This window comes from Tenacibaculum sp. Bg11-29 (genome assembly GCF_002836595.1).
In the GTDB taxonomy this organism is placed as follows: Bacteria; Bacteroidota; Bacteroidia; order Flavobacteriales; family Flavobacteriaceae; genus Polaribacter.
In genome coordinates this window covers 1,302,017-1,317,284 of record NZ_PJBB01000003.1, presented here as the reverse complement: position 1 = coordinate 1,317,284, position 15,268 = coordinate 1,302,017, and the positions used below count along the sequence as shown (strand labels likewise).

The following is a 15,268-nucleotide window of genomic DNA, read 5'->3' as shown; positions in this document are numbered from 1 at the left end:
TTAAAAAAGACCTCCTTGGCTTGGTTTCTTTATTCTTCCTAAATGTTTATATGCTAAATCAGTTACTTCTCTTCCTCTTGGTGTACGCATTATAAAACCTTGCTGAATCAAGAAAGGTTCATATACCTCTTCAATTGTTTCTGTATTTTCACTAACAGCAGTTGCAATTGTACTTATTCCTACCGGACCTCCCTTAAACTTATCTATAATCGTTGATAAAATTTTATTATCCATTTCATCTAAACCATGAGCATCTACATTTAAAGCCTTTAAAGCATAAACAGCTATTTCTATAGTAATACTTCCATTACCTTTTATTTGTGCAAAATCTCTAACTCTTCGTAATAATGCATTTGCAATACGTGGTGTTCCTCTACTCCTACCAGCTATTTCAATGGCAGCTTCCATAGAAATTGGTACTCCTAATATGTGTGAACTTCGTTGAATAATTGTAGTTAATAATTCAGTTGAATAATAATGCAAACGACTACTAATTCCGAAACGAGCTCTCATAGGAGCAGTTAACAAACCTGAACGCGTTGTTGCTCCAATTAATGTAAAAGGCTCTAAATTTATTTGAACAGTACGTGCATTTGGCCCAGATTCAATCATTATATCGATTTTGTAATCTTCCATCGCCGAGTACAAATACTCTTCTACAATTGGGCTTAATCGATGAATTTCATCTATAAATAAAACATCTCTTTCATCAAGGTTTGTTAATAATCCAGCTAAATCACCTGGTTTATCCAAAACAGGTCCTGATGTTACTTTTATTCCAACTCCCAATTCATTTGCTAAAATATGAGCAAGTGTTGTTTTACCTAATCCTGGTGGTCCATGAAATAAGGTATGATCTAACGCTTCGTCACGCTGATTTGCAGCTTCAACAAATATTTTTAGGTTATCAATTGCTTGATCTTGACCTGAAAAATCATCAAATGATAAGGGACGTAATTTTTTTTCTACGTCTAGTTCTTCGTTTGATAAATTAGTATTATCAGGGTTTAAGTTTTCGTTCATGTGGGCACAAATATACTTGAAATATACTATTTGATTTGTAATAATTGTTACGTAGTCATATTAACTATGCTAAGATACGTATTACACTTTAATAGTGTAAAACAAAAAAGCCTTCCAAAATTGGAAGGCTTTTTTTAATCTTTAATATATTTTTAAGAAGGTTCTTCTCCTTCTAATAAAGGTGTTGTTTGTAATACGAAATCTTTACCGTGTACATATTCACCAAATCTAGGATCACTTTCATCATCCCAAACTTTACTGTAATCATATGCCCATCTGTGAACTTCAGGAATGGCACCTGGCCAGTTTCCATGAACATGTTCTACTGGAGTTGTCCATTCTAAAGTATTAGATTTCCAAGGGTTTTGTGTTGCTTTTTGACCTCTATACATTGAGATAAAAAAGTTAGCTAAAAATATTAACTGAGCCGCTCCCCCTAAAAATGCCATTAATGTCATAAATACATTAATTTCTACTAAATCATCAAACATTGGAAAGTTTGAATTTGTGTAGTAACGACGAGGTAAACCTGCCAATCCAACAAAGTGCATCGGGAAAAATACTCCATAAGATGCTATTATAGTTAACCAAAAGTGCCAGTAACCTAATGTTTTATTCATCATTCTACCATACATTTTAGGGAACCAGTGATATACACCCGCAAACATACCAAGTAATGCAGATACCCCCATTACTAAATGGAAGTGAGCTACTACGAAGTAAGTATCGTGTACGTTAATATCTAATGCAGAATCACCTAAAACTAATCCTGTTAAACCTCCTGTAACGAATGTAGATACCAGTCCGATAGAGAATAACATAGCAGGATTTAATTGTAAATTACCTTTCCATAAAGTAGTAACATAATTAAATGCTTTTACGGCTGATGGTATTGCAATTAATACTGTTGTAAATGTAAATACAGATCCTAAGAATGGATTCATTCCTGAGATAAACATATGGTGTCCCCATACAATTGTAGATAAAAATGCAATAGCCATTATAGATCCAATCATTGCTCTGTATCCAAAAATTGGTTTACGTGCGTTTGTTGAAATAACTTCAGATGTAAGACCTAATGCTGGTAATAATATAATATAAACTTCAGGGTGACCTAAAAACCAGAATAAGTGTTCAAATAATACTGGTGATCCTCCTTGATAATGTAATACCTCACCTGATATAAAAATATCTGATAAGAAAAATGATGTTCCAAAGCTTCTATCAAAAATTAATAATAAAGCTGCTGATAACAATACAGGGAATGAAATTACACCAATTATAGCTGTAATAAAGAAAGCCCACATTGTTAATGGCAATCTTGTCATTTTCATACCTTTCGTACGCAAGTTTAAAATTGTTACAATATAATTTAATGATCCGATTAAAGATGATGCTATAAAAATAGCCATCGAAACTAACCATAATGTCATTCCCGTACCTGAACCTGGTATTGCCTGTGGCAATGCAGATAACGGTGGATATATTGTCCATCCAGCTGACGCTGGTCCTGATTCAACAAATAATGAAATTATCATAATTACTGATGATAAGAAAAATAACCAGTAAGAAACCATATTTAAAAAACCAGAAGCCATATCTCTAGCTCCAATTTGTAATGGTATTAATAAGTTTGAAAATGTACCACTTAAACCTGCTGTTAGTACAAAAAACACCATTATGGTACCATGTATTGTTACTAATGCTAGGTACATATCTGGGTCCATTATACCATCTGTTTGATGGTCTCCTAAAAATGCTTCAATAATTGAAAATGATGTTTCTGGCCATGCAATTTGCAAACGAAACAACATAGACATAAAACCTCCTATAACTCCCATAAATATACCCGTAACAAGAAATTGTTTCGAGATCATTTTATGATCTTGACTGAAGATGTATTTAGTTACAAATGTTTCTTTGTGGTGGTGATCTGACATAATCTATATATATACTTTAAAAAATATCTTATTTAATAACTTGAGCTAATGTTTGTTGCTTTGATAACCAACTGTCGTACTCTTTTTGTTCAACAACTGTAATCTTCATTTGCATATTGTAGTGAGATGCACCACAAATTTTATTACACAACAATAAATAATCAAACTCGTAAGGATCTTCTCCTTTTGCTTTTCTAATCTTGTTAATTCCATCCGTCTTTGCAATTACTTCTTTATTCAAACGCATATCAGCAGTTGTATACTTAGGCGTAAATGCAAATTGAGTTATCATACCTGGTACACAATTCATTTGCGCTCTAAAGTGAGGCATATAAGCTGAGTGTAATACATCTTGAGAACGGAACTTGAATAATATTTTTTTACCTACAGGTAAAACTAATTCAGTTACTTTTTTATCATCTTGTGCACTAGGGTCAGACATATCAACTCCCATTGAATTGATTCCTTTAATAAAGTTCACATTTCCTAAACCTAGTTGATTATCTTCTCCTGCATAACGTGCTTGCCAATCAAATTGTCTTGAATAGACTTCTATTTCGATAGGGTTTTCATCATCTCCAACATACATAATGTTGTTCCATGCCCATAAACCGTATCCAATTAATAAAACAATTGTTATAGCAGGAATTACAGTCCATATTAACTCTAATTTATGACTATCAGCATAAAACAATGCTTTTTTATCTTTATTACCTCTGTATTTATAAGTAAAAAAGAAAATTAAGAATTGCATTGCAAATTGAACAACTCCTATTAACCAAAATGTAATATTAAATAAGTTATCATCGTGTTCTCCTTCTATAGAAGCAGATTCAGGTAACATTACAACATTCATTCCTATTAAACAGTAAATCATCATTGCATATAAGAAAACTAAGAATCCAATTCCTATTTTGGCTTGTGTTTCATTGTCTTTGTCTGTAGCAATTACAGAACGAAGATTCATGATACGTGTAATTTGCCAGAAACTAACTCCGATTGCAACAGCTATGAAAATATAAAATAAAGCGAGCATAAATATTAATATTTAATAGTATTAAGAAAGACTATTATAAAGTCTTCAAATTTAATGTTTTTTTAACTCCTATGATAAAAGTCATAAGACAATTTTAAAGCAAAAATCACCTTTTTATCACATAAGATAAAAGGGTGATTCTATATATTTAATGATTACTATCTTCTCCTCTGTGTTCGATGTTATAGTAATGGTGTGTTTCACTTTCGTGTAAGAATGGATTTCCTTTAGCTAATGGATTTGCTTTGGCAAATGCACTAAATGTAGCGTATATAAATAATCCTAAGAAAAATAGAATTCCACTAATTTCACCAATTCCGAATCCATATTGTGCACCAACTGTTCCTGGCATAATCATTACGAATAAATCTAAATAATGGCCTGCTAATATTACAACACCTCCTATTGTTACAAACCAAGGTACACTCTTAAAGTCACTATTGATTAATAATAATATTGGGAATATGAAGTTCATAACTACCATCGCTAAGAAAGGCACTTTATACTCATTGAAACGCAATAAGAAATATGTTGTTTCTTCAGGGATATCTGCATACCAAATTAACATAAATTGAGCAAACCATAAGTACGTCCAGAATACTGAAAAACCAAACATATACTTTGCTAAATCATGAATATGACTATCGTTTACAAATGGTAAATGACCTTTAGCTCTTAAATAAATTGTTACAAATGCAATTACTGTTAATGCAGACACTAAGAAAGTAGCCAATACATACCATCCAAATAATGTAGAGAACCAGTGTGGGTCAATACCCATAATCCAATCCCATGACATCATCGATTCAGTAATTAAAAACAAAAATAAAAAAACTACAGAAATATTATAATTCCTTTTGTGTAATTTTAAATCTCCATTTTCTTGCGCTATAGATCCTTTTCTAATTACAAAACGATATACATTCCATACTGTTAAATAAAAGATACTTCTAATTAACCATCCTGGTGTATTTAAAAACCATTTCTTACCATCTACAACTGGATCATAGTTTGGACTTTGAGGGTCAAAAACCCCCTCATTCATCCAAGGGAATAAATGATTCATATGCATAAATGTTAGAATTAAAAACACTAACATAATAACACTTACGTAATGTAAATTAGCTGTAATAGCTTCCATTACTCTAAATAACACAACAGACCAACCTGCTTGTGCAACTCTTTGAATTGCATAGAAAGCTAATACTAATAATGTAACTCCTAAGAAAAACATTAAAGCTACAAAAAATGCCGCCCAAGGACGATTTTGCATTTGATGAAAAGCATGTATTGCATGTTCTTCTTCATGATTGTCAGCATGTGCTTTAATGGTATCATTATGTGCCACTGTTACAGCAACATGTTTCTCTGTTCTTTTTTCTGTATGAGCTGTATCTACTGCATGAACATTTGTGCTGTCTGCTTTATGCTCTTCAGTATGTACTGCTGTACTATCAGCCCCGTGTGCTTCTGCTGCATGTTTTTCAACTTTAGCATGTGCTTCAGTTTTAACCTCTTCAGCGTGTGCTTTTTCTTCTCCATGAGAATCTGCAGCTTCATGTTCACCGTGATGAGCATTTTGTTTAGCTAAAATTTCTTTTGCATCTTCTAATGTTTTAGGTGCCGACATAAAACTTGCGACGGTACCTAACGCTCCTAAAATCATAAGAGCAATAGCAAGTATTTTTAATTTTCCTGAAAACTGGTACATATCTTAACTATCTATTATAGAATTATTTTAATTCGCTTCTTAACTTTTCTACATACTGCACAACTTGCCAACGCTCTTTGTACTGTAATTGTCCTGCATGAGACCCCATTAAGTTTTTACCATACATAATAACATGATAAATATTTCCTGGTGTTAATTCTCTGTCTTTATAATTTGGAATACCATTAAATTTATCTCTCTGAGATAAAACCCCATTACCATCTCCTTTCGTTCCATGGCAAGTTGCACAATATATTCCGTATAACTCTTTCCCTTTTGCTAAACTTTTTTCAGTTGTAGGTAATGGGTTCTTCAATTCTACTTTTGCTTTTTCATAACCAGCAAAAGTATCAGGAATATCATAAGCTACAATACCTTTTCTACTAACTGTACCAGCAACTGGTAATCTATCAACCATTTGTCCATTTAATCCATTTTCACCGTTTGGTTCATAAGGAATAGCGACATACATATCTGGCATATATTGCACTTGCGGTGTACGTTTGTCTCCACAAGAAACAATACTTGACATTATAACTAAAGCGACAATTATTTTTACAAAACTTTTCATATCTCTGTATTAGTGCTTATCTACTATGTTAATTTCTACAGCTCCTGTTGTTTCTAACAAAGCTTTTAACTCTTCTTCATTACCATTTACTGGAATCTCCATTAAAAAATGATCATCTGTAGTTCTTGGATCTGGATTTTCAGCTTCTTTAAATGGCCATATTCTACTTCTCATATAAAAAGTAATTACCATTAAGTGAGCTGCAAAAAACACTGTTAATTCAAACATAATTGGCACAAATGCTGGCATGTTTGCAAACCAACTAAAGTTTGGTTTACCTCCAATATCTTGTGGCCAATCTTGAATCATCATATAGTTAGTCATCCAAATTGCAAAGCATAAACCTGTAATTCCGTAAAAGAATGCAGTAATAGCTAAACGTGTAGGTGCTAATCCTAATGCTTTGTCTAATCCGTGAACTGGAAATGGACAAAATACTTCTTCAATGTGATGATGTTCTCCTTTTATTTTCTTAACGGCATCCATTAAGATATCATCATCATTATAAAATGCGTGAATTACTTTACTAGTGCTCATTGTTCTTCTCTCTTAATTTTTTAAAATTCTCTCCTGAAGATTTCAAGATTGTCTTAACTTCTGCTTGTGCTATTACTGGGAACGTTCTTGCATATAATAAGAATAATACAAAGAAGAAACCAATAGTTCCAACAAAAATACCTACATCCACAAATGTTGGTTCAAAACGCCACCATGTTGACGGTAAATGTCCTTTACTTAATACAATTGCAATAATATCGAAACGTTCGAACCACATACCAATATTAATTATGATTGACATAATGAAAGAAAATATAAAACTTCTTCTTAGTCTCTTAATCCATAATAATTGAGGTAATATAATATTACATATTAACAATGCCCAAAATGCCCATCCATATGCTCCTGCTTCTGCTCCAAATGATAAGTATGTATAGTTTTCATAAGGTGATCCTGTATACCATGCAATAAAGAATTCTGTTGCATAAGCTACAGCTACAATACCACCTGTTAAAAGGATTACGATGTTCATATACTCTACGTGTAAACGAGTAATATATGATTCTAAATTTGTAACCTTACGCATAATACCTAATAAGGTTTGTACCATTGCGAATCCTGAAAAGATTGCTCCTGCTACGAAATAAGGTGGGAATATTGTTGAGTGCCATCCTGGGTTAATAGAAGTAGCAAAATCCATAGATACAATTGTATGTACTGAAAGTACTAATGGAGTAGCTAAACCTGCTAACACTAAAGATACTTCTTCAAAACGTTGCCAATCTTTTGCTCTACCTGACCATCCGAAAGATAATAATGCGTAAATTTTCTTTTGAAAAGGTTTTACTGCTCTATCACGAATCATTGCAAAATCTGGTAATAAACCTGTCCACCAGAAAACAAGTGATACAGATAGATACGTTGAAATGGCAAATACATCCCATAATAATGGTGAGTTAAAGTTTACCCATAACGAACCAAACTGGTTTGGCATTGGTAATACCCAATATCCGTTCCATGGACGACCCATGTGAATAATTGGAAATAACCCTGCTTGGAATACCGCAAAAATAGTCATCGCTTCAGCAGAACGGTTAATTGCCATTCTCCATTTCTGACGGAATAATAATAGTACTGCCGAAATTAATGTTCCTGCGTGACCTATACCTACCCACCATACGAAGTTGGTAATATCCCATGCCCAACCTATGTTTTTGTTTAATCCCCATACTCCGATACCTGTACCGACCGTATAGAAAATACATCCAAATCCCCATAACATTGCTGCTAAAGAAATATAAAATGCGATATACCAATTTTGATTTGCTTTACCTTCAATAGGTTTTGCAACGTCTTCAGTGATATCGTGGTAACTTTTGTTACCCAACACTAAAGGTTCTCTATAAGATGATTCGTAATGAGACGACATAAATCTATATACTTATTAGTTTTATTATTAAGCTTCGTTTGTATTTCTAACTTTCACTTGGTAAACTACGTTTGGTTTTGTACCAATATAGTCTAATACGTGAAATGCTCTAGTATCTTCTTTTAAAGTAGCTACTTTATCTTCAGAGTTATTTATATCTCCAAACACCATTGCTCCTGTAGAACATGCTGATGAACAAGCTGTTTCAAACTCATCTTTATTTACTGCTCTACCTTCCTTTTTAGCTTTTAAAATTGTTGCTTGTGTCATTTGAATACACATAGAACATTTTTCCATAACTCCACGAGAACGAACTACTACATCTGGATTTAATACCATCTTACCGTATTCGTTATTCATGTTAAAGTCAAATTCGTTATTTTCAGAATAGTTAAACCAGTTGAAACGACGAACTCTATATGGACAGTTGTTTGCACAATATCTTGTACCTACACATCTGTTATAAGCCATTTGATTTTGACCTTGACGACCGTGTGATGTTGCTGCTACTGGACAAACTGTTTCACATGGTGCATGATTACAGTGCTGACACATCATTGGTTGGAAAGCAACCTCTGGGTTTTCAGCAGAGTTTTCTAAAGCATCAAATAAATCTCCTTTACTTAATTCTAAAACTTTTTCTGTATACTTTCTTTCAACGTCTTTATTTGCTAAGTTAGGATTCTGAGTCTTGAACTCTTCAATAGTCATTGAAGCTTCATGCTGCTTATCTACTACTGTAGAAGAATAATAACGGTCAATACGCAACCAGTGCATATCTCTACCTACACGTACTTCATCTTTACCTACAACTGGCACATTATTTTCTGCATGACATGCTACTACACATGCCCCACATCCTGTACAAGATGTTAAATCGATAGATAAGTTAAAGTGGTGACCTACTTCACGTGGATGATCATCCCATAAATCTATTTTACTAGCCTCTGTTTCTTGGTGATCATAAGAAACCATTGCTGGTTTGTTCCAAGTATGTTTTGGATCTAAATGTTTATCCGTTACTTGTTTTAATGTAGCTTCTTTTAAAATATCATGACGACCGGCAAGTGTACTTTGTACCTGAGTACAAGCAAACTTATGCCATCCTGAAGTTTTCTCTATAGAAACATTATATTGAATATTACTTCCGTCTTTATATAAAGGATACGCGTTTAAACCAACTTGCATCTCTTTTTTTAATCCTTCAGTTCTACCGTATCCTAATGCTAAACCAATAGATCCTTTTGCTTGACCTGGTTGAATCATTACTGGAACCTTTTCAATGCTTACTCCGTTTACTGTTACAGTAGCGTAGTTACCATTAATAGCACCATTATCTTTTACCGGATTTTCGAAACCTAATTCTCTAGCATCAGCCATAGAAACAGTTAAGTAATTATCCCAAGCTGCACGAGTAATAGGATCAGGTAATTCTTGTAACCAAGGATTATTTGCTTGTTTACCATCACCTAATGCAGTTGATGAGAACAAGTTTAATTCGAAACCAGATGCGCTATTTGCACTATTCACTAATTGAGTTGCTACAACGTTTATTACTACAGTTGATTCAAAAGCTTCTTCTTCAGAGTTAAAATCTGATTTAAAGTAACCATCATGTAATGCTTGATTCCAAGATGCTCCATTTAAAACAGTAGTACTCCAAAATTCTTTTAAAGTATCATAATAGTTAACAGAACTACCAGACCATTTTAACAACACATCTTGTAATTGACGTGTATTAAATAATGGAGAAATAGTTGGCTGCATTAAACTATAAGTACCTTTTGTTGACATTACATCTCCCCAACTTTCTAAGTTATGAGGTGCAGGTAATGAATATTGCGTTGCAATAGCTGTTGCATCCTTTTGAGTAGATATTGCAACAGATAATTTTAATTTTTTAATTCCTTCGGCTAATTCAGCTGCATTTGCTAAAGTGTATAAAGGGTTTGTGTTATAAGTAACCAAACCTTTTACTTTACCTTCTTTAATGTCTGCTACTAATTGAGCTACTTGAGTATCGTTACCTTGACGCGTTAAATTAACCGCTTCAGTATCGAATATCTCACTATTTAACTTCTCATTAATTGCAAAAGCAATTAACTGAGCATTTTTATCATTTAAACCTGTAATTACAACACCTTTTGAACCAGCTTTCTTTAAATCGCTAGCAAGCTTTTTAATTTCAGCGTCAAATTTAGTTGCTTTAGAAGGAAGTGATTCCCCTGCTACAGCATTATATAAATTAACTAAAGCATATACTTGTTCAGAAGGCTTTACAACCATTCTTTTATCAGCATTTGCACCAGCTAAAGACATGTTGCTTTCTATTTGAACATGATAAGACATTTTACCAGATTCAGCTCTACGTCCTTCAGCATATGACTTCTCATAACCACCTTGCCAGTCACCAATAAAATCAGCACCTACAGAAACAATCATTTCTGCCTTACTAAAATCATAGTTTGGTAAAGCACGCTTACCATACATTGCTTCAAAAGCGTCAGCTGTTGCACTTTCTGAAATCGCATCGTAAACAACGTGTTTTACATTTGGATAAGCAGTAGTAAAATCAGCAATTACTTTTTCAGTAGAAGGACTCGCTAAAGTACCTGTTAATAACACTACTGGTTCACTAGCTAATTTTAATTCGTTTAATTTTGCTATAATTTGAGCATCAGCATCATCCCAAGTTAAAAAAGATTCTCTATTCTGAGGTTCTTTTAAACGCAACTCATCATCATATAATGACAATACAGATGCTTGAGTACGTGCATTTGTTTCTCCTCCTGCTTGCTTATTAGGCATTACAAGAATCGGACGACCTTCACGTGTTTTTACTAATACGTTTGCAAAATCAAAACCATCAGCAATTGTAGTTGCGTACCAATCAGCAACACCAACAACAATATCATTTGGTTGTACTACATATGGGATTGATTTTCTAACTGGACCTTCACAAGCTGCTAAAGATGCCGCAGCAGTTGTAAACCCAACATATTTCAAGAAATCTCTACGTGATGTTGATGAAGTTTCTAATGTTTCTTTATCACCTAAAAACTCATCTGTAGGAATATCTTGTACAAACTCATTGTTACGCAGCGTTTCAACAACAGAACTACCTTTTAGTTCTTCAACACTTTGCCAGTATTTTTTGTTTGAAGCCATTTATATATGTGTTTTTCTACTTTCTAATTGATTAATAGTGGCACTTACCACACTCTTTTCCACCTAATTGTGCTATTGTCACTTGGTCAACATTATACTTTGCTGCTAATTCTTTATGAATTTTAGCATAGTACTCGTTACCTTTTAAGTCAACCTTTGTTGCCTTATGACAGTCTATACACCAACCCATTGTTAATGGAGAGTATTGATATACTTCTTCCATTTCTTCAACCGGTCCGTGACATTTTTGACATTTAACACCACCAACAGTAACGTGTTGTGAGTGATTAAAATATGCAAAATCTGGCAAATTATGAACTCTAACCCATTTTACAGGTTTTGTAACACCAGTATACTCTAAGTTTTCAGCATCCCATCCGGCAGCTTCATAAATCTTAGCGATTTCTTTATCTAAATCTGTTTTAACTAACGTATGGTCATCCATAACAACTTTAGTATCATCAGCAACTTCTGAAATGTTTTTATGACAATTCATACAAACACTTACTGAAGGAATACCTGATGTTTTACTATGTTTTGCTGAAGAGTGACAATATTGACAATCTATCTTATTATCACCAGCGTGTATTTTATGTGAAAAAGCTATTGGCTGAATTGGCTGATATCCTTCATCAACCCCAACCTTAAACAAAGTTCCAAACAAAACATAAATTCCTATTAACGCTCCGAATATAACAGCTAACACATGTAAAAAAGTATTCTTTTTAATACCTTCCCACAACTCTGCTGTTTGCCCTAACATACCAGGTGTTTTAGGAGCTCCTTTTAACTCGCTAATTGTTTTTAATAAACTAGCAATAATTAAAAATGCTACAATAATTGCCGCAGCTAAAACATACAACAACCACTTAGGGGCATCACCTTTTTCAGCACCTCCAACAACTGCTACTGCTGGTTCACCTGCTTTCTTGACTTCGCCTACAGTTGTATAATAAAGAATATCGTCGATATTTTTATCAGTTAACTGAGGAAAAGCTGTCATGTTAGATTGCTTATACTCTTCAAAAATTTCGTTTGCATCTTTATCTCCAGAAGCTCTTAACGCGGCGTTGTCTTTAATCCAAGACTTCAACCAATCGTTTTCTCTTCTTTCTTCTATGCCTGCCAACTTAGGCCCTACAAGTTTCTTATCTAACTTGTGACATGAAGCACATAAAGACTTAAATAATTTTTTACCTTCCTTTTGACGGATTTCATCAATTTCTTGTGAAAATGCCGAAAAGCTTACGAATAAGACTAAAAAGAAAGCTAGACTCTTTACGAGTGTCTGGGTTAATCTGCTGTGATGTTTCACACTTTTCATACTATTAAATATAAGTTTTGTATCTATTTTGGTACAATTTTTTCTATAACACCATTATGAAAACAGCACTTAGAAAGTTGGACAAAAGTACTACTTATCTCTAAATTGTGAAAAGTTAAGAGATTGCTAATTTATAATTTATATTTGTTCTAAATAAGTGACGCAGACAATCTATTAAATTGCAAGTTGTTATTTTTGTAAAAAGTTTTAATAAAATGAAAAAAAGAAATATTATAATTACCCTTTTTCTAATTCTTATAATTGGTGTTTTTAACATCAAAGCTCAAGATAATCAGACTGATAATAAAGACATTATCTCTTTAATAGCAAAAAAGAGAGCATATAATAAAAATAATGGAAGCGGCTACAGAATTCAACTATATAACGGGCTAGAAAAGAGAGCTAAGAGCCTCCGTTATAGATTTCAAGTTGAATACCCAGGTGTTTACACAAAGCTTAAGTATGACCAACCAGACTGGAAAGCTCAGGTAGGAAATTACAAAACAAGGTTACAAGCCGACAAGGCTTTAAATATAATCAGAGAGAAATTTAATGGAGCTATTGTTATTCCAATATAAATAAACTTTCATATAAAAAAAGCGAAATCAATTGATTTCGCTTTTTTTATACACTTTGGAATTAGCTTAATAACTATATTTAATATGCTCTTTTATCACTTCCTTCATAGAAATTAATAAATGCCTGATTTACCACTCGATTACCTCCATCTGTGGGGTAATCTCCTGTAAAATACCAATCTCCTAGGTTATCAGGACATGCTTTATGTAAATTACTTACACCTTGAAAGATTACCTCTACCTCAGATGTAATATCTGGTGTTTTTAACATTTGAGCTATTTTAGCAGAAATTTCTTCGTCTGTGAAAGGAGCATAAACCTCCTTTACATAATTAATAACATCTCGATCTTCACTAACTTCTTGCTCTTTACATTTTTTGTATACTTCATCAATAATATGATATTGATTTGTCTCTTTCAGCAATTCTAAAGCAGCTTTAAAAGCAATAAAATCATTAATCTTCGCCATATCTATACCGTAACAATCTGGATAACGAATTTGAGGAGCAGAAGAAACAACTACTATTTTCTTCGGGTTTAACCTATCTAATATCTTTATGATACTCTTCTTTAAAGTTGTACCACGAACAATACTATCATCAATAATTACTAAATTATCAGTTGGTTTTACAACACCATAAGTAACATCGTATACGTGAGCAACTAAATCATCTCTACTACTATCATCAGTAATAAAGGTTCTAAGTTTAGCATCTTTAATTGCTATTTTTTCAAAACGTGGCCTTTTAGAAAGTATGTCAACTACTCTTTCTTTTGATAACTTACCACCTCCTGCTAAAATAGCTGCAGTTTTTTGCTGATTTAACACATCTTCAGCAGCTTCCATCATTCCAAAAAATGACGTTTCTGCCGTATTAGGAATGTAAGAAAAAACAGCATTTTCTATATCGTTATCTATCGATTTTAAAACTTCTGGAAACACATATTTTCCTAGATTTTTACGTTCTTCATAAATTGAAGCATCACTACCTCTCGAAAAGTAAATACGCTCAAATGAACATGCTTTTTTAACGCGTTGTTCTAAAACAGGAGCCATTGATGTTTCTCCACTCTTTTTAATAATTAACGCATGTCCTCTATCAATTTCTTTAATTTTATCAATATCTACATTAAATACTGTTTGAATTGCAGGACGCTCTGAAGCAACAACAACTACTTCATCATCTTGATAATAAAAAGCTGGGCGAATAGCAGACGGATCTCTTAATACAAAAGCATCTCCATGACCTAGCAATCCAGCCATTGCATAACCACCATCCCAATTTTTAGCTGAACGTTGTAAGATTCGTTGAATATTTAAATGTTCTTCTATAAATGGTGACGCATTTCTTTTACTAAAACCCGCTTCTTTTGCTTTTAAATAAAGTTCTGAAACTTCATCTTCCAAAAAATGGCCTATTTTTTCCATTACAGTAACAGTATCAGTAAACTCTTTAGGATGCTGACCTAGATCAACTAAATCTTCCATTAACTGCCTAGAGTTGGTCATATTAAAGTTACCCGCAACCATTAAACTTTGATGTTTCCAATTACTTTGACGCAGAAAAGGATGTACATTTTCTATAGAATTTCCTCCAAAAGTACCATAACGAACATGTCCTAAAAATAAGTTTCCTAAGTATGGCACATTCTCTTCTTGCCATTTAGTATCATTTACTTTATCAGCGTTCTCTTCTAAAACACCATTAATTCTTTCATTAATTTTCCCAAAAATATCTTTAATCGGTTGTGGCTGATTAGATCGAATTCTACTAATATATCTTGTACCTGGCTCTACATTAAATTTAATACTTGCTAAACCTGCACCGTCTTGACCACGATTGTGCTGTTTTTCCATTAACAAATACATTTTATTCACACCATAAAATGCGGTTCCATATTTATCTTTATAATATTGTAATGGTTTTAATAAACGAACCATTGCAATACCACATTCATGTTTAATAGCGTCACTCATTTGATAAAATAT

The 15,268-nt window shown here is 33.1% G+C and carries 11 protein-coding genes; 1 reads left to right on the top strand and 10 read right to left on the bottom strand.

The window, feature by feature from the left end:
- From ruvB to CXF68_RS05890, 9 genes are all read right to left on the bottom strand, one after another.
- Entirely contained in the window at positions 1–1,023 is a 1,023-nt protein-coding gene (gene ruvB / locus CXF68_RS05930; RefSeq protein WP_101043416.1) for a Holliday junction branch migration DNA helicase RuvB, read from the bottom strand.
- Positions 1,024–1,175: 152 nt separating this feature from the next.
- Positions 1,176–2,963, bottom strand: coding sequence for a cbb3-type cytochrome c oxidase subunit I (locus CXF68_RS05925; RefSeq protein WP_101043415.1), 1,788 nt, complete (start codon positions 2,961–2,963; stop codon positions 1,176–1,178).
- A 28-nt stretch (positions 2,964–2,991) separates the two neighbouring features.
- Positions 2,992–3,999 (bottom strand): cytochrome c oxidase subunit II, encoded by a 1,008-nt coding sequence (locus CXF68_RS05920; protein ID WP_101043414.1) that lies wholly within the window; start codon positions 3,997–3,999, stop codon positions 2,992–2,994.
- Positions 4,000–4,147: 148 nt separating this feature from the next.
- Positions 4,148–5,710, bottom strand: a complete 1,563-nt coding sequence (locus CXF68_RS05915) for a quinol:cytochrome C oxidoreductase (RefSeq protein ID WP_101043413.1) — start codon at positions 5,708–5,710, stop codon at positions 4,148–4,150.
- Positions 5,711–5,732: 22 nt separating this feature from the next.
- The gene (locus CXF68_RS05910; RefSeq protein WP_198553759.1) at positions 5,733–6,281 is read right to left on the bottom strand and encodes a cytochrome c; all 549 of its coding nucleotides are present in this window, start codon (positions 6,279–6,281) and stop codon (positions 5,733–5,735) included.
- 9 nt (positions 6,282–6,290) lie between these two features.
- A complete protein-coding gene (locus CXF68_RS05905) occupies positions 6,291–6,818 on the bottom strand; it encodes a DUF3341 domain-containing protein (RefSeq protein ID WP_101043412.1) in 528 nt (175 codons plus the stop codon).
- Positions 6,808–8,208 carry an NrfD/PsrC family molybdoenzyme membrane anchor subunit gene (gene nrfD / locus CXF68_RS05900; protein WP_101043411.1) on the bottom strand — a complete coding sequence of 467 codons (1,401 nt, stop codon included), beginning with the start codon at positions 8,206–8,208 and terminating at the stop codon, positions 6,808–6,810. Before nrfD ends, CXF68_RS05905 begins: the two co-directional genes overlap by 11 nt.
- 27 nt (positions 8,209–8,235) lie before the next feature.
- Positions 8,236–11,376: a TAT-variant-translocated molybdopterin oxidoreductase gene (locus CXF68_RS05895; RefSeq protein WP_101043410.1), complete on the bottom strand. Its 3,141-nt coding sequence runs from the start codon at positions 11,374–11,376 to the stop codon at positions 8,236–8,238.
- 31 nt (positions 11,377–11,407) lie between these two features.
- A complete protein-coding gene (locus tag CXF68_RS05890; protein WP_101043409.1) occupies positions 11,408–12,700 on the bottom strand; it encodes a c-type cytochrome in 1,293 nt (430 codons plus the stop codon).
- Between the two features lie 215 nt (positions 12,701–12,915).
- On the opposite strand from CXF68_RS05890, the gene CXF68_RS05885 reads away from it, so the two are divergent.
- Entirely contained in the window at positions 12,916–13,278 is a 363-nt protein-coding gene (locus CXF68_RS05885) for an SPOR domain-containing protein (RefSeq protein ID WP_101047368.1), read from the top strand.
- A gap of 79 nt (positions 13,279–13,357) precedes the next feature.
- Here the strand turns inward: CXF68_RS05885 and CXF68_RS05880 are convergent, their stop codons facing one another.
- Entirely contained in the window at positions 13,358–15,256 is a 1,899-nt protein-coding gene (locus CXF68_RS05880; RefSeq protein WP_101043408.1) for a hypothetical protein, read from the bottom strand.
- Between the last annotated feature and the right edge of the window lie 12 nt (positions 15,257–15,268).